This window comes from Clostridium ihumii AP5 (assembly GCF_000612845.1).
Lineage (GTDB): Bacteria > Bacillota > Clostridia > Clostridiales > Clostridiaceae > Clostridium_J > Clostridium_J ihumii.
The window spans coordinates 20,851-37,360 of the sequence record NZ_CCAT010000040.1; the positions used below are offsets into that span (position 1 = coordinate 20,851).

Consider the following 16,510-nt stretch of genomic DNA (forward strand, 5'->3'; position numbering starts at 1 on the left):
CCCGTGTTTAATTGATATTATTTAAACATCAATATGTATTTAAAATAATATAAGTTTTATTGTAACCTATATGCTTTTCTTTATAATTATACATTATTAAGTGCAAATGATAAAAAAATACAAAAATTTTTATGTGTTAATTTTTATCAGAGAAAATTTTACTTATTATATATAGTGCTTCTTCTCCATTACCATTTAAAGTTTCTTCCTTTAAAACTTCAATTGCTTTATTAACATAAGCATTACTAGTACTTTTTATTAAAGTTTCTACTAATTTATCATTGTCTTTAGTAAACTTTTTTTGCTTGTAAGTTTTAAACCGTGGGTTATAAATATTAGAACTATACTCAACCATTTTCATAATATGTGGAGATAGACTTCTAAGTTTATACCAATTTAAATATTCATACATATGAGTCTTTATAATATCATAATGTTCATTCATAATATTTTTTCTTAAAGTTTTGTTTTTTTCATCTATAAGATGAATCATATCAATATCATATAATTTGATATGAGATAAATTATCTATAGCGGTATCAATATCTCTAGGAACAGCAAGGTCAAAAATTAGAAGTTCATTTAAATTTTCAACATCACTTTTATGTACTACAAACTCTTTAGATGATGTACAACTAATTAAAACATCTATAAAGTTTAAGTAAGTATTTTTACTTTTAATATCTATTACTTCTATTTTAGAATTAATGTCTTGTAGAAGCATATCATTTTTAACTTTTTCAACATTTCTACAAGCTATGTAAAGTTTATCATAATTATTTTCATTACCTGTAAGAGTTTTAAAACATAGCTTTCCAACATCTCCAAATCCAATAATCATAAAATTACGTTTATTACTGCTAATAGCTTCTTTAATGGCAATTGAAGAAGAAGAAACAGGTATTTTATACAATGCTGTTTTTGTTCTAAATTCTTTTCCACAAGATATAGCAGTTAAAAATAATCTACCAAGTTCACCTTTTATAGTGTTAAGTTCTAATGATTTAAAATAAGAATCTCTTACTTGACCTAAAATTTGATCTTCACCTAAGATTTTAGAATGAAAACCAGAACAAAGTTCCATTATATGACGAACAGTATTTTCACCAGTAGATATAAAAGTATATTTTTTATCATCTAAGTTCCAATCTAACGTTCTAAATATGTTGTCTAATAAAAGATCATCATTTTTTTCACAAGAATTAAAATAAATTTCTGTTCTATTACATGTTGATAGTATTATAACTTCATCGAGAAAAATATTTAATTTTAGTAAGTAATTTTCAAGTTCAGAAGAATTAATACTAAATCTACTACGTATATCTAAAGATACATCTTTATTTAATCCTATTACTCTAAACATTTGTGAATCATCTCCCAAATAGTATTGTAAGATTCAAGTTACTTATAATAAAATAACTTAAAATCTAAAGGAGAAACAAACTGCAAAGGCAGAAGTCTGTTTCTATAATCTTAATTAATTATAATATATTTATGAAAAAACAAAAAAACTCACCAAAGTGTGAGTTTATATAAGCAAGCATTAAGATTCAATAAACGACACTTTTCTTCCGCCCGAAGTTGTGTGATAGAATTTACGGCAGGTCTCCTGACTTACGGGTCACTCTCCTTTTACCTTCCCAAGTAAAATTTACTCAGTGGTCAAAATTTGTCTCCGTTACAGTAGCGGGGGCTGTAGTGGATTTGCACCACTTTCCCTATTAAACTATAAATTTAGTACCATAAATAGTATAACCATATTAAATTTTAAATAAAATTTTTTGTCAAGGAAAGTATAACATATAATATTAGAAAATAAAAGATAGTATAAGGAAAAAAATATTAAATTGTAAAATAGTTTTAAATTTTAAGTTTAATTCAAAAATTAGAAAAATATATTGAAAAATTAACTAATAAATAAAAAATAATTTATTTGTTTTTGTATTTTAAATTAAGATATAAATATTTATGATATAATTAATTATATGTAAAAATATAGTAAAAATAATAAAGTATAAAAGGTTTATATAGAGATTACGATATTTTAAGTAAAGAAGATGAACTAATACTTTATAATCACCATAGCTTATTAAGAGTCTACATGACATAAAGTTCCATAACTAAAATTATCTAAATTTTTAATAAATGGGGTGAAAGTATGATAAATAAAATTATCAAAAAAGGAAAAAATGTTTATATAAAAAAACCAAAATTTAATGAGCTTAACTATATAAAAACTTTATGGAATGATAAAGAAACCATGGGTGATGTTGGTGGAGTTATAAATTTTGATGAGGAAAGATGGATATCATGGTATGAGAGAATGGTATATCCAGGTGACAATAAGAATTTTTACACCCTTATATATAATTTTCAAGACATGCCTGTAGGGGAAGTTAGTTTTCATGGGTATGATGATGAATTAAAAAGTGCAGACTTAAATGTAAAAATACAAAGTAATTTTAGGCGAAGAGGATATGGAGTTGAAGCAATAAATTTAATATTAGATTATTACTTCAATGAATTTGGTGGAGAAGTTATTTTTGACAATGTAATGAATATAAAAGGAATTGAAGCACTAAAAAAAGTAGGATTTTCAATAGTAGAAGAAAAAGAAAATGAAGTTTTATTTAGAATGACTAAAGAAGAATTTAATGCAATGAAAATAGATAAAAGTTAGAAAAATATAGTATTATTCTATTAGTTAAACTTATGAAAAGGAGAATTGAAGGAATGAAATTATTTTTTATGTCAGATATTCATGGATCATTAAAATACGCAAAATTAGGAGTAGATGCATTTATAAAAGAGAATGCTGATTATATGGTTATTTTAGGAGATGTTTTATATCATGGCCCAAGAAATCCATTGCCAGAAGAATATAATCCAAAGGAAGTTGCAAATCTTATAAATAAATATAAAAATAAAATTATAGGTGTAAGAGGAAATTGCGATGCAGATGTAGACCAAATGCTTTTAGAATATCCTTGCATGATGGATTACAATGTGATTCTAGCTGATAATAAGAGAGTGTTTATAACACATGGGCACATATACAGTGAAAAAAATATGCTGAACATAGCTGAAGGCGATGTATTAATATACGGACATACTCATATACCAGTAGCTAAAAAGGAAAATGATATTTATGTAATCAATCCAGGTTCAATATCTTATCCAAAAGAAAATAATCCGCATAGCTATGGAATATTAGAAGACAATATTTTTTATATAAAAGATATATGTGGAAATGTAATAAAATCTATAGAACTTTAAAAATTTAAGGTATAGTACTAAAATTAACAATTAACGATAAAACTGAAGTATCAGTTTTAAAAATAAATCTTTATAATAATTTGTGGAACAAATTAGTTAAAAACTATGATTAGTAAGAATACTATAATGGGGAATTTATTCTCCAAAATAAACTTTTTATGGATAAATATTATATTAATTTTATTTGAAACACAAATAAAACATTGTAGCGAGGATTTCAATCCCCGGGGATATCCACCATCATTGTTAATTGATAAATGTTAATTGTTAATTGGTTTCAATCATGATAATAAAATAAACTGTAAGATTAATATTATCATTTGATAAAGATGTGATTTAAAATTTGATATTGGAACCCTATAGTGTGTTACTTGACAGGTTTTCCATTTAATTTTATAATCAAAACGTAAATAATTAAAATAATAACAATGTAATATTGTGTTTAGGTGCTTATACATAAGTGAAAAGGGAATATGGTTAAATTCCATAGCAGCCCCCGCTACTGTAATTGATGACGAGTCTTAAAAAACCACTTATTTTGAGATAAATAGGGAAGGATAAGACAAGGATGACTCATGAGCCAGGAGACCTGCCTAAATTAGAAAAGCTTTCGGAGGGAAAGAACTATTTAGTATATAATTTATTTAATTATACAAATAGATATGCCCTTTATGGCATATCTATTTATTTTATGCAAAATATTGAAAATGCATTTTAAATTTTCAATATTTATACTAAATTTAGTGTATTTAAAATTTAAATACTAAAAATAGAAAATTCTCAGTATTAGAAAGGATGTTTAATCATGGCAAAAATAATGGTTCAAGGAACGGCATCTTCCGTTGGAAAAAGCATATTAGTAACAGCACTTTGTAGAATATTAACTCAAGATGGATATAAGGTATGTCCATATAAATCTCAGAATATGTCTTTAAATTCATACATAACTTTAGATGGTAAAGAAATGGGACGAGCACAAGTCCTTCAAGCATATGCATGTGGATTAGAACCAGAAGCATATATGAATCCAATACTTTTAAAGCCAACTAGTGACAAAAAATGTCAAATCATAGTTAATGGTGAAGTTTATGGAAATAGTACTGCGATGGAATATCATAATATGAAACTTCAATTTAGAGATATGTTAAAAAGAGATTTTGAAAAATTAGAAAAAGAGTTTGATGTTATAGTTATGGAGGGGGCAGGTAGTCCAGCAGAAATAAATTTAAGAGATAGAGATATAGTTAATATGGGAATGGCAGAACTTGTAGATGCCCCAGTATTATTAGTTGGAGATATAGATAAAGGTGGAGTATTTGCATCATTAGTTGGAACTTTAGTGCTTTTAAAAGATGATGAAAAAGAAAGAGTAAAAGGTACAATTATAAATAAATTCAGAGGTGATGTGGATATACTAAAACCAGGTATAGATATGCTTGAAGATATATCTAAAAAGGATTGTATAGGCGTTGTACCACATTTTAGATTAGCTTTAGAAGATGAAGATGGAGCTGTTGAGTTAAATAAAGAAATAACAGACAAAATAGATATAGCAGTTATAAAATTACCTAGAATATCAAATTTTACAGATATAGATGCTTTAAAAATTGAGGAAGATGTATCAGTAAGATTTATAGAGTCTGTAGATGATTTTAAAAATCCAGATTTACTAATTATACCAGGAAGTAAAAACACAATAGAAGATTTAAATGCTCTAAAAAAGAGTGGGCTTTTTGATAGAATAAAAGAATATAGCAAAACTGGTGAAGTTGTAGGAATTTGTGGTGGATATCAGATGTTAGGTAAAAAAATTAATGATCCTAACAGAGTAGAAAGTGAAAACCTACAAACAGAGGGATTAGGTCTTTTAGATGTTGAAACTACTTTTGAAGATAAAAAAGTTACAACTAGAGTTGAAGGACATGTAATAGATAAGAATAATTTTATAACAGATAGAGAAAAAATAAATGTATATGGATATGAAATACATATGGGCGTTACAAAATTAGGTGAAAATGCAAATCCTTTATTTGAAATAACAAGTGAGAATGAAGAGAAATGTAGTCATGTAGATGGTGTTATAAATAATGAGAAAAATGTTATAGGTACATATTTACATGGAGTTTTTGATAATGTAGATTTTAGAGAAGTTATAGTAAATAAATTAAGAAGTAAAAAAGGAATAGAATGTAAAGAATCTTCTACATATGAAAATTTAAGAGAAGAAGAATTAAATAAATTAGCAGATATAGTTCGTGCATCTTTAGATATGGAAAAAGTATATAAAATTATGGGACTAAAATAATGTCCTAGTTATAGTTAGGTGTGATATTTTGTTTAATTTTAATTTAATGAATAATATTATTTATGTATTTGTAGCCATGATTATAGACTTTATATTAGGTGATCCTAATTGGCTACCTCATCCAATAATATATATAGGAAAACTTATAAGTAAAATAGAAAAGAAATTTAGAGATAAATATGGTAACAATGAAAAATTGAAAAGAGCTGGAGGAATTATGGTTATAATAGTATGTTTAGTGACTTACTTTATACCATATATACTCCTAAGATTTGCACTTATAAGTAGGCCAATTTTTCATATATTAAATGTATTAATAATCTGGACTACACTTGCAGCAAAAAGTTTAGATAAAGCGGCTATGGAAGTATATTATTCTTTGCAAAAAGATGATATAGATGATGCAAGAATTAAGCTTTCATATATAGTTGGAAGAGATACTAGTGGACTTTCTAAGCATGAAATAATAAGAGCAGATATAGAAACAATTGCGGAAAATGCTTCAGATGGAATAATTGCACCTATATTTTATGCATTAATTGGTGGTGCACCACTTGCAATGATGTATAAAGGTGTAAATACTATGGATTCTATGGTTGGATACTTAAATGAAAAGTATAAGAATATAGGATTCTTCCCAGCAAAGGTAGATGATGTATTTAATTTTATACCTGCAAGATTAACAGGGCTTCTTATGTGTTTATGTGCTTTTGTTGTTAAGGGAAATATAATTAAGAGCTTTAAAATTATGATTAGAGATAGAAAAAATCATAAAAGTCCTAATTGTGCTTACCCAGAAGCAGCAACAGCAGGAGCATTGAAGATTCAACTTGGTGGAACAAATGTATATTTTGGAGAAGTTGTTTATAAACCAACTATTGGAGATAATATAAATGAGTTAACAGAAGAACATATAAAAAAATCAGTAAAGCTTATGTATGCAAGTGAAGTATTATTAGTTCTTATAATGGTTATTGTACTAATTTCAATATATGCATATATGATTTATTTAATAATGGAGCTTTTTAGATTAAAGTCTAAATATGTTATGAATTTATTTTAAATAATAATTTCAAAGATTGAGGTGGTGTTTTTGAAACACGGAGGAGATATTTATAGTGATGGAATACTAAAGGGCAAAACATTAATAGATTTTAGTTCTAATATAAACCCTTTAGGTGTTCCTAAAAGTTTTAGTGAGCATATAGAAGAAGCTGTATCAATGCTTACAGTTTATCCAGATATAAAGTATAGAGCTTTAAAAAGTAATATAAAAGAGTATCTAGATAAATCTTATAGTTATTTTGGACAAAATGAAAGAAAATTTGGATTTAATGATAAAAACATATTACTTGGTAATGGTGCATCGGAAATTTTGGATTTAGCAATAAAATCATTAAAATCAATAACTATTGTGGTTCCTTCTTTTGTTGAGTATGAAGATAATGCAAGAAAGCATGGAGTAACTTTAAAATATTCATATTTAAAAGAAAACTTTAATTATGATTATGAAGATATATTAGAAAAAGTAAAAACTACAGAGGGATTGATTATAGGAAATCCTAATAATCCTAATGGATGTAAAATTGATAAAGAAAAATTTAAAGCTATATTAGATTATTGTGAAGAAAATAAAAAAATTATTTTAATAGATGAAGCATTTATTGAGTTTACACTGGATATAAATAATAGCTTTATAGATCTTGTTAATGATTATAATTGTTTATTCATAGTAAGAGCAATAACAAAATTTTATGGGCTTCCAGGAGTAAGATTTGGATTTGGAATAACAAAAAATGAAAAAATCATTGATTATTTTAATTTAATGCAAAATCCTTGGAATGTAAATTGCTTTGCAGAAGTGGCTGTAAAGTATTCATTAAAAGACATAGAATACATAAAACAATCTATAAATTGGATAAGAGTTCAGAGAGAGATGATGCTTAATGAATTAAAAAATATTAAATTTATAGATAAAGTATATAATACATATGGAAACTATATACTTATTAAACTTAGAGATATTAATTGTAATGAATTATATGAAAAATTAAAAGAACAAGAAATAATAATTAGAAAATGTGATAATTATAAAGGTTTAGATAATAAATTTATAAGAGTCGCTATAAAAGATGAAAATTTAAACTTAAAATTAATAGATGCACTAAAAAGCATAAAAATGTAATAAAAGGTGTTTTGTATGAATGATGAATTGAGCTTTATATCAGTAAAATCAAATAAGTTAAAAGTACTTATTATAGGTGGAGGAAAGGCGGGTTTTATAAAGTCTAAGTCTTTCCTAAATAAAGGTGCATGTGTAAAAGTAATATCACAAGAATTTTGCAGTGAATTTAAAAGTTTATTAGAATATGAAAGACTTTCACTATCTAGTGAAATGTATAGTGAAAGTTTGATAAATCAATGTCATATAGTAGTTATTGCTACCAGTGATAAAAACTTAAACGATACAATAAGGAATCATTGTGAAAAAACTTATAAAATCTATATAGATACTACGGAAGTAGAGAAAAGTCTTTGTATAACTCCAACGATGGGAGAAAGCAAAAATATAGTATTTGCACTTCATACTAAAGGGAAAAGTCCAAAAACATCTGTTTTTGTAAGAGATATTATGAGCGAGAGTTTAATGAAATATGATGATTATGTAGAGTTTTCTTTGAAAGTACGAAATTCAATAGATGATATGAAGAAAAAAATAGAAGTCATGAATTTTATAAGCACAAAAGATTTTTTATACTTTTTTAATAAAGGATATGGAGAAAAAATTTTAAAATTATTTTATGGAGGTCTTAGCCTTGAAGATAGCAACTAGAAAAAGTAAATTAGCACAAGTTCAAACAGAGTATGTAATGGAACTTGTAGAGAAAACTCATAATGTAAAGTGTGAAAAAGTATTAACAGATACTTTAGGAGATAAAAGATTAGATGTAACACTTGATAAAATAGGGGGCAAGGGACTTTTTATAAAAGAGCTTGAAGTTCTAATGCTTGAAGGAAAAGCGGATGCAGCTGTGCATAGTATGAAAGATATGCCTTATGAATTGCCAGAAGGGTTTATAATAGCAGCAAGTCCAATACGTGAAGATGTTAGAGATGCATTTGTTTCATTAAATGGAGTTAAGTTTAATGAGTTAAAAAATGGAGCTAAAATAGGAACAAGTAGTAGAAGAAGAGCTACTCAATTGAAGGCATTAAGACCTGATTTAGAAATTGTTCCAATAAGAGGAAATGTTCAAACAAGACTTGATAAAATAGAGAAAGAAAATTTAGATGGAATTATATTAGCAGCAGCTGGATTAAAAAGACTTGGCATGGAATGCATAATAACTAACTATTTTGATGTTAGAGAAATAGTTCCAGCTATAGCACAAGGTGCATTAGGAATAGAGGTTCATGAAACACTTAAAAACAAAGAAGTATTTACATCATTAAATGATGAAAGAACTAGAATATGTGTAGATGCTGAAAGAAGTTTTATGAAAGCATTAAAGGGTGATTGTCATTCAACAATAGGTGCATATGCTGAAATAAAAGATGATAATATGAATATCATTGGAATATATGAAGTAAATGGGAAACTTGTAAAAAAAGAAGTTAATGGGAAAGTAGAAGATAATATAAAATTAGGAGAGGAACTTGCCTCTTTAATATTAAATTCATAGGAGGAAGTTTATATGAGCAAAGTATATTTAATTGGTGCAGGTCCAGGACATGAAGAACTTATAACGTTAAGAGCTGTAAATGTGCTTAAAAATTGTACAGCTATAATGTATGACAGACTTTGTGGAGAAAGTTTTTTACAATATGTAAATAGCAATGCTGAAATTTATTATTGTGGAAAAGAGCCAGGATGTCATTATAAGAGTCAAGAAGAAATAAACAATATGCTAGTTAAACTTGCAAAAGAAGGACATATTGTTGGAAGAGTAAAAGGTGGAGATCCATATGTTTTTGGAAGAGGTGGAGAAGAAGCACTTTCTTTATTAGAGGAAAACATAGAATTTGAAGTTGTACCAGGGGTAACATCACCTATATCAGTTTTAAATTATGGTGGAATTCCAGTAACGCATAGAGGAATTGCAAGAGGATTTCATATTTTTACAGCAAAAAGCAAAGATAATATGGACTTAGACTTTTCAGTTATATCCAAGCTAAAAGGAACTTTAATTTTTATGATGGGTTTTGAAAAGTTAGAATTAATAACTAAAAGCTTAATTGAAAATGGAATGGATGAGACTACACCTTGTGGAGTAGTTATGAGGGGAACAACATCAAAGCAAAAAAAAGCAATTGGAACATTAAAGGATATAAAGGAAAAAGCTATAGAAGGTGGACTTTCTAATCCTAGTATAATAGTTGTTGGTGATGTTGTTAAGTTCAATGATAAGTTAAATTGGTTTGAAAATAAACCTTTATTTGGCAAAAATATTTGTGTAACAAGAACGAAAGAACAAAGCAAAGAAATAAGAGCAAAACTTGTTGACTTAGGTGCTGAAGTTACAGAAATAAATTCTATAAAGATAAAGCCAACTGGAGAGAATTTAGATCAATATGTAGAAAAATTACCACATTATGATTACATAGTTATAACAAGTGCAAATGCAGCAAAGGTATTCTTTGAACATTTAATAGAAAAAGAAATTGATATAAGAAATATAAAAGCTAAGTTTGTTACAATAGGACCAGCAAGTGATAAAAAAGTAAGACAGTATGGTGTAATTCCTGTGTTATGTGCTAAAGAATATGTAGCTGAAAAACTATTTGAACAAATGAAGGATATCATAAAACCAAATGATAAGATACTTCTTCCAAGATCTAAAAAAGCAAGAAACTTTTTAGTAGAAGCTTTAGAAGATAAGGGATGTATAGTTGATGAATGTCATATATATGAACCAGAAGTTGGTGACAACTTAGGTGTAAATAGATTTTCAGAGTGTGATGCGGTAATATTTACTAGCCCAAGTACAGTAGAAAATATGATAAAGCTAACTAGTGTAGAGGATATAAAAAAGAAAACAGTGGTATCTATAGGGCCAATAACGTCTATAAAACTTAATGAAAATCAAATAGATCATATAGTATGTGATGAAAGTAGCAACGAAGGCTTAATAAATAAACTTATTGAATTATATAATTAAAATATAAAATGAGAATAATGTTATTACAAGGAGTAGGAATTATTTAAAACGTTATTCATAAAAATTTCAAAGAAACTCTAATAAATTTGATATTTTATTTACAGGACTAAACGGCTGAATCGACGTCCTGTCTAGGCAGTCGCTGAACCCGTCCTTGGGTTCAGGTCCTGAAAATAAAACACAAATTAATAAGATTTTCTAAATCAATTTTTAAAGAAATACTTATTTAAATAATTCCTGCTCCTTGATGAAAAAAGTTTTGAATTGAAGTTTTGAATTGATAAGTTTGTTATTTTAAATTTATATAGCAAATTAGTTAAAAAGATAATTTTTAGGTATTTCTATTTTAAATATTAAAAACGGAGTGAATGATATTCACTATTATTGTTAATTGGTTGCAAATGTAATAATGCAAATAAGTTGAAGCTTTAATGATGAATAGATGAAAAACTTAAGAAGTAAGAAAGATTTATAAGGGGTGTTTTTTATGTTAACAGGATTAAGAAGACTAAGAGAAAATGATGCAATAAGATCAATGGTGAGAGAAACTATATTAAATACAAATGATTTTATATTCCCTATTTTTGTTGTTGAGGGAGAAAATATAAAAGAGGAAATATCATCTTTAAAGGGAAACTATCACTGGTCATTAGATAGATTACCAGAAGTTATAGAAGATGTAAAAAAAGCAAAAGTAAGAGGGGTTATAGTGTTTGGATTACCAGATCATAAAGATGAAGTTGGAACTTCTGCTTTTGAAGAAAATGGTATAGTTCAAAAAGCTGTTAGAAAAATAAAAGAATTAGATAAAAATTTATTTGTAATAACAGATGTTTGTATGTGTCAATATACTAGTCATGGACATTGTGGAATTATAGAAGGTGAAAGAGTTGTTAATGATAAGTCAGTAGAAGTAATAGCTAGAATTGCATTATCACATGCAAAAGCAGGTGCTGACATGGTTGCTCCTTCAGATATGATGGATGGAAGAATTGGGGCAATAAGAGATATTTTAGATGAAAATGGATATGATTATGTTTCAATAATGGCATATAGTGCTAAGTATTGTTCAGCTATGTATGGTCCATTTAGAGCAGCAGCTAATTCAGCTCCACAATTTGGCGATAGAAAAACTTATCAAATGGATCCAGCAAATGGTCGTGAAGCATTAAGAGAAATAGAAGCAGACATTGTTGAAGGTGCTGATATTATAATGGTAAAACCAGCAATGATATATTTAGATGTAGTTAAAGCAGCATATGATATGTTTAATATTCCAATAGCAGCTTACAATGTAAGTGGTGAATATGCAATGATAAAATGTGCTAGTGAAAATGGCTTATTAGATGAAAGAGCAGCAGCGCTTGAGATGTTAACATCTATAAAAAGAGCTGGAGCAAAATTAATAATAACATACTATGCATTACAAGCATCAGAATGGCTAAATGAAAATTAGAGAGTGAAGATATGAAAGGTATAGTTATATCATCTAATTGTAGTGGTGGCGGAAAAACCACCACTACTCTTGGAATAATGAAAGCATTAATGAAAAAAGGGTACGATGTCCAAGGATATAAGGTTGGACCAGATTACATAGACCCAGCATTCCATTCACATATTACTAAAAAATCTAGTAGAAATCTAGATTTATTCTTAATGGGTGAACAGGGAGTAAAATCTGCATTTTCAAGGGGATATGGAGATGTTGCAGTTGTTGAAGGCGTTATGGGAATTTTTGATGGTAAAGGAATTGATAGTAAGTACTCAACAGCACATGTAGCTGAAGTATTAGATTTACCAATTATTTTAATATTAAGTCCTAAAGCACAAAGTGCAACATTAGCAGCTGAAATTCAAGGAATATTAAATTATAAAGATGATTTTGTAAAAAAAACTAATATAAAAGGTGTAATTTTAAATAACATATCACCAGCATATTATAATCTTTTAAAAGAAATTATAGAAAAAAATTGTCATATTAAAGTTTATGGATATATACCAAAAGATGAGGAATTATCTTTAGAATCTAGACATTTAGGTTTAGTACAGTGCAGTGAAATTAATGATATAGATTTTAAAATAGAAAAATGTAGTAATCATATATTAGAAAATATAGATATAGATGAATTAATAAGTGATTTTAAAGAAACTGCTAAATATGAGGATAAATTTCATATAGAAAATAGAAGTATGAAAATTGCTATTGCAAAAGATGAGGCCTTTAGTTTCTATTATAAAGAAAACTTAGAACTTCTATCTGAAATTGGAGAAATTATTTACTTTAGTCCATTAAAAGACAAAGAATTACCAGAAAATATAGATTTTCTATATTTAGGTGGTGGATATCCAGAAGTTTTTGCAAAAGAACTTTCAAGTAATGAAAGTATGAGGTTATCCATAAAGAATGCATTAGATAATGGCTTAAAATGCTATGCTGAATGTGGAGGGCTTATGTATCTTACAGAGGGCATAGAAGATTTAAATGGTAACATTTGTGAAATGGTAGGATTTTTTAATGGAAAAAGTATAATGACTAAAAGACTTCAGAATTTTGGATATTGTACAAATTATATAGATAAAATTAATGGAAACATTAATGGACATGAATTTCATAAATCTAAAGTTGAACTTAATGAAAATACAATATATAACATTAAAAAAGAAACTTATAATGGAACAATCAAAGAGTGGAAATGTGGATATAAAAAAAATAACACATTAGGTGGATATTGTCATATACATTTCTTTTCTAATATTGCATTTTTGAATTTTTTAATGGATAATAATAATTAGTTAATAAGAATTATACGAAATAATTTCATACAAAGGGAGAATAAAAAATGATTGATTATGTAAAAAGCCCTATGGGAATAGAAGAAAAAAGTTTAGAAATAATTGAAAGTGAAATGGCTCCACATAATTTTGATGAGGCGGAGTTAAAAGTAGTAAAAAGAGTTATACATACAACAGCAGATTTTGATTACCAAAACATAATACATTTTAGTGAAGATGCTATAGAAAAAGCTAAAGAAATATTAAAAAAAGGTGTAACAATATATACAGACACTAACATGGCTCTTTCAGGAATAAGCAAGCCTTCATTAAAAAAATTAGGATGTGACGTTCAATGTTTTGTTGCTAGAGAAGACGTTGCAAAAGAAGCTAAAGAAAGAGCTATAACAAGATCTATGGCTGGTGTTGAAAAAGCTGTAGAAGAAGGCGTAGAATTTTTCGTGTTTGGAAATGCACCAACTGCAATCTATAGACTTTTAGAACTTGTAGAAGAAGGAAAAGCTAAACCTAAGTTTGTAGTAGGAGCACCAGTAGGATTTGTAGGAGCTAAAGAAAGTAAAGAACTTTTAGAAAAGTATGATATACCAATGATAACAATAAGAGGAAGAAAAGGTGGAAGTACTGTAGCTGCTGCAATAATGAATGCGATTATGTATATGATGGTACAAAGATAAAAAATGTTAGATTTATATGTAGAAGCAAACGGAAAAAAATTAAGATGTGGATATACTACAGGATCTTGTGCAACAGCAGCAGCAAAAGCAGCTACAATAATGTTATATGATGAACATAAAACACCATTAAAAAGTATAGGTATAGAAACACCAAAAGGCATTGATTTAAATTTGGAAATACATGATGTAGTATTTGGTGAAGATTATGTAGAATGCTCTGTAATTAAAGATGGTGGCGATGACATAGATATAACAAATGGAATAAAAATTTTTGCAAGGGCTACTAAAAAAGAAAATGGTTATACTTTAAAAGGTGGAAAAGGCGTAGGAACTGTAATGGGAGAAGGTCTTTACATAAAAAAAGGAGAACCAGCTATAAATCCTGTTCCAAGAGCAATGATAGAAAGTCAAGTTAAAAGAGTACTTAAAGAAAATTGTGGTGTTGAAATAACTATATTTATACCTAATGGTGAAGAGATAGCCAAAAAAACTTTTAATCCAAGACTTAATATTGTTGGTGGAATATCAGTTTTGGGAACTACTGGAATAGTTATGCCAATGTCAGAAGAAGCGCTTATAGAATCAGTAAAACTTGAGATTAATCAAAAAGTTGAAAGTGGTAGCAAAGAACTTATATTATTATTTGGAAATATGGGTGAAGACTTTGCTAAAAAATATAACTTACCTACAAAAGATATGGTGATTATATCAAACTTTGTAGGTAAGGCACTGGAATGTGTAGTTTCTAAAAAAATAAAAAAAGTAACTATAGTAGGACACATAGGTAAACTTTGTAAAGTAGCTAGTGGTGCATTTAATACACATAGTAGAGTTTGTGATGTTAGACTTGAAACATTAGCCTTAGAACTTGCACTTATGGGATATGACACAGAACTTGTTAGAAAAGTTTACAGTGAAAAAACTACTGAAGGAGCTGTGGAACTTTTAGGTGATGGTTTTGAAGAATTATATGAAAATATAGGAAGAAAAGTTATAGAGCGAATGAAAATATTCACTTATGGTGAATTAGAAGTTGATGCAATTATGTATTCAATGAAAAGAGGGATATTATTTAGCTCTATAGAGGAAAGAAGGTAAGGTATGGTTTATATTGTAGGATTAGGTCCAGGACATAGTGATTATATATTGCCTATAGCAAAAAAAACTATGGAAAATAGCGAGATAATTTTAGGATTTAATAGAGCAATTGAAAGTATAGAACATATACATGGAGAAAAATTACCTTTAAATAGTTTAACTTCTATTTTAGATTATATAGAAAAAAATAAGAATAAAGAAATATCAATAATAGCTTCAGGAGATCCATGTTTTTATGGAATTACAAATTATATAAAGAAAAATTTTACTGGCAATATAGAGGTAATACCAGGAATAAGTTCTTTTCAATATTTTATGAGTAAGCTTTGTAAAATTTGGAATGGAATTCATTTAGGAAGTTTACATGGAAGAGAAGAAGAATTTTTAGATACTATAAAAAGAGGGCAAAGTGGAGTGTTTCTAACAGATAAAAACAACTCTCCAAGTAATCTTTGTAAATTATTATATGATAACAATTTAGAATGTACTGTTTATGTAGGAGAAAACTTATCTTATCCTGATGAAGTTATAACAAAGGGAACACCAGAAGAGCTTAAAGATAGAGAATTTAGTGGAATTGCAGTAATATATGTAGAAATTTAGAAAAGTAAAATATAAGAAGAGTGGTGAAAAAATGAGATTTATAAAAGATGAAGAATTTATTCGTGGTAATTGTCCTATGACAAAAGAAGAAGTAAGAGTTTTAAGTATAAGTAAAATGGAAATAGATGAAAACTCAAGAGTATTAGATGTTGGAGCAGGAACTGGTTCTATATCAATACAGATGAGTAAAATTTGTACAAACGGTGAAGTTGTATCTATTGAAATGGATGAAGATGCAATAGACACAACTAAAAAAAATATGGAAAAATTTAATGTTAACAATATGACATTAATTGAAAAAGAAGCATTAGAAGCATTAGAAGATGTAAGCGGAACTTTTGATGGAATTTTCATAGGGGGAAGCGGCGGAAATATAAATGAAATTATAGAAGAATATGGAAAGATGCTAAAGCTTAATGGAAAAATCATATTAACATTTATAACTATAGGAAACTTATATAATGCTATAGAAACATTAAAAAGCTTAGGTTATAAAATAGATGTATGCCAAGTAGCAGTATCAAAAACTAAAGGAAAATCTATGATGCTTATAGCAGCAAATCCAATATTTATTATTACAGCAGAGAAAATACAATAATTAA

At 27.4% G+C, this 16,510-nt stretch carries 15 protein-coding genes and 2 riboswitches; of the genes, 14 read left to right on the top strand and 1 reads right to left on the bottom strand.

The annotated features are described in order from the left end of the window. Window positions 1-136: 136 nt before the first annotated feature. On the bottom strand, window positions 137-1,363 hold the full coding sequence (gene hemA, locus BN346_RS05015) for a glutamyl-tRNA reductase (protein ID WP_034440130.1): 1,227 nt from the start codon (window positions 1,361-1,363) through the stop codon (window positions 137-139). A gap of 219 nt (window positions 1,364-1,582) precedes the next feature. Continuing rightward, window positions 1,583-1,760: riboswitch (cobalamin riboswitch) on the bottom strand. Between the two features lie 398 nt (window positions 1,761-2,158). Between hemA and BN346_RS05020 the strand changes: the two genes are divergently transcribed. The 14 genes from BN346_RS05020 to cbiT all read left to right on the top strand — a co-directional run bounded on the left by BN346_RS05020 (window position 2,159) and on the right by cbiT (window position 16,506). After that, entirely contained in the window at window positions 2,159-2,680 is a 522-nt protein-coding gene (locus BN346_RS05020; protein ID WP_051540044.1) for a GNAT family N-acetyltransferase, read from the top strand. A 53-nt stretch (window positions 2,681-2,733) separates the two neighbouring features. Then, window positions 2,734-3,276: a phosphodiesterase gene (yfcE, locus tag BN346_RS05025; RefSeq protein WP_034440132.1), complete on the top strand. Its 543-nt coding sequence runs from the start codon at window positions 2,734-2,736 to the stop codon at window positions 3,274-3,276. A gap of 427 nt (window positions 3,277-3,703) precedes the next feature. Beyond that, a riboswitch (cobalamin riboswitch) is annotated at window positions 3,704-3,887 on the top strand. A 194-nt stretch (window positions 3,888-4,081) separates the two neighbouring features. Beyond that, on the top strand, window positions 4,082-5,581 hold the full coding sequence (locus BN346_RS05030; protein WP_034440134.1) for a cobyric acid synthase: 1,500 nt from the start codon (window positions 4,082-4,084) through the stop codon (window positions 5,579-5,581). Window positions 5,582-5,627: 46 nt separating this feature from the next. Continuing rightward, on the top strand, window positions 5,628-6,644 hold the full coding sequence (gene cbiB / locus BN346_RS05035; protein WP_051540057.1) for an adenosylcobinamide-phosphate synthase CbiB: 1,017 nt from the start codon (window positions 5,628-5,630) through the stop codon (window positions 6,642-6,644). 30 nt (window positions 6,645-6,674) lie between these two features. Continuing rightward, window positions 6,675-7,766 (top strand): pyridoxal phosphate-dependent aminotransferase, encoded by a 1,092-nt coding sequence (locus BN346_RS05040; RefSeq protein WP_034440135.1) that lies wholly within the window; start codon window positions 6,675-6,677, stop codon window positions 7,764-7,766. A gap of 15 nt (window positions 7,767-7,781) precedes the next feature. Next, window positions 7,782-8,414 carry an NAD(P)-dependent oxidoreductase gene (locus BN346_RS05045; RefSeq protein WP_034440136.1) on the top strand — a complete coding sequence of 211 codons (633 nt, stop codon included), beginning with the start codon at window positions 7,782-7,784 and terminating at the stop codon, window positions 8,412-8,414. Beyond that, window positions 8,383-9,264 carry a hydroxymethylbilane synthase gene (hemC, locus tag BN346_RS05050; RefSeq protein ID WP_034440137.1) on the top strand — a complete coding sequence of 294 codons (882 nt, stop codon included), beginning with the start codon at window positions 8,383-8,385 and terminating at the stop codon, window positions 9,262-9,264. Before BN346_RS05045 ends, hemC begins: the two co-directional genes overlap by 32 nt. Window positions 9,265-9,276: 12 nt before the next feature. Beyond that, the gene (gene cobA, locus BN346_RS05055) at window positions 9,277-10,740 is read left to right on the top strand and encodes a uroporphyrinogen-III C-methyltransferase (RefSeq protein ID WP_034440138.1); all 1,464 of its coding nucleotides are present in this window, start codon (window positions 9,277-9,279) and stop codon (window positions 10,738-10,740) included. A 487-nt stretch (window positions 10,741-11,227) separates the two neighbouring features. Further along, window positions 11,228-12,196, top strand: coding sequence for a porphobilinogen synthase (gene hemB / locus BN346_RS05060; protein ID WP_034440139.1), 969 nt, complete (start codon window positions 11,228-11,230; stop codon window positions 12,194-12,196). An 11-nt stretch (window positions 12,197-12,207) separates the two neighbouring features. Then, window positions 12,208-13,533, top strand: a complete 1,326-nt coding sequence (locus tag BN346_RS05065; protein ID WP_034440141.1) for a cobyrinic acid a,c-diamide synthase CobB — start codon at window positions 12,208-12,210, stop codon at window positions 13,531-13,533. 47 nt (window positions 13,534-13,580) lie between these two features. Then, on the top strand, window positions 13,581-14,207 hold the full coding sequence (locus BN346_RS05070; RefSeq protein WP_034440143.1) for a precorrin-8X methylmutase: 627 nt from the start codon (window positions 13,581-13,583) through the stop codon (window positions 14,205-14,207). A gap of 3 nt (window positions 14,208-14,210) precedes the next feature. Further along, entirely contained in the window at window positions 14,211-15,305 is a 1,095-nt protein-coding gene (cbiD, locus tag BN346_RS05075) for a cobalt-precorrin-5B (C(1))-methyltransferase CbiD (RefSeq protein ID WP_034440145.1), read from the top strand. A gap of 3 nt (window positions 15,306-15,308) precedes the next feature. After that, window positions 15,309-15,908, top strand: coding sequence for a precorrin-6y C5,15-methyltransferase (decarboxylating) subunit CbiE (gene cbiE / locus BN346_RS05080; protein ID WP_034440147.1), 600 nt, complete (start codon window positions 15,309-15,311; stop codon window positions 15,906-15,908). 31 nt (window positions 15,909-15,939) lie between these two features. Continuing rightward, the gene (cbiT, locus tag BN346_RS05085) at window positions 15,940-16,506 is read left to right on the top strand and encodes a precorrin-6Y C5,15-methyltransferase (decarboxylating) subunit CbiT (protein WP_034440149.1); all 567 of its coding nucleotides are present in this window, start codon (window positions 15,940-15,942) and stop codon (window positions 16,504-16,506) included. The last annotated feature ends 4 nt before the right edge of the window (window positions 16,507-16,510 follow it).

Coding starts and splice junctions, on each gene's coding strand:
- BN346_RS05070 (WP_034440143.1), top strand. CDS start 13,581: ATGATTGATTATGTAAAAAGCCCTATGGGAATAGAAGAAAAAAGTTTA.
- BN346_RS05030 (WP_034440134.1), top strand. CDS start 4,082: ATGGCAAAAATAATGGTTCAAGGAACGGCATCTTCCGTTGGAAAAAGC.
- hemA (WP_034440130.1), bottom strand. CDS start 1,363: ATGTTTAGAGTAATAGGATTAAATAAAGATGTATCTTTAGATATACGT.
- hemB (WP_034440139.1), top strand. CDS start 11,228: ATGTTAACAGGATTAAGAAGACTAAGAGAAAATGATGCAATAAGATCA.
- cbiB (WP_051540057.1), top strand. CDS start 5,628: ATGAATAATATTATTTATGTATTTGTAGCCATGATTATAGACTTTATA.
- BN346_RS05065 (WP_034440141.1), top strand. CDS start 12,208: ATGAAAGGTATAGTTATATCATCTAATTGTAGTGGTGGCGGAAAAACC.
- cbiT (WP_034440149.1), top strand. CDS start 15,940: ATGAGATTTATAAAAGATGAAGAATTTATTCGTGGTAATTGTCCTATG.
- yfcE (WP_034440132.1), top strand. CDS start 2,734: ATGAAATTATTTTTTATGTCAGATATTCATGGATCATTAAAATACGCA.
- BN346_RS05045 (WP_034440136.1), top strand. CDS start 7,782: ATGAATGATGAATTGAGCTTTATATCAGTAAAATCAAATAAGTTAAAA.
- cobA (WP_034440138.1), top strand. CDS start 9,277: ATGAGCAAAGTATATTTAATTGGTGCAGGTCCAGGACATGAAGAACTT.
- hemC (WP_034440137.1), top strand. CDS start 8,383: ATGGAGGTCTTAGCCTTGAAGATAGCAACTAGAAAAAGTAAATTAGCA.
- BN346_RS05020 (WP_051540044.1), top strand. CDS start 2,159: ATGATAAATAAAATTATCAAAAAAGGAAAAAATGTTTATATAAAAAAA.
- cbiD (WP_034440145.1), top strand. CDS start 14,211: ATGTTAGATTTATATGTAGAAGCAAACGGAAAAAAATTAAGATGTGGA.
- cbiE (WP_034440147.1), top strand. CDS start 15,309: ATGGTTTATATTGTAGGATTAGGTCCAGGACATAGTGATTATATATTG.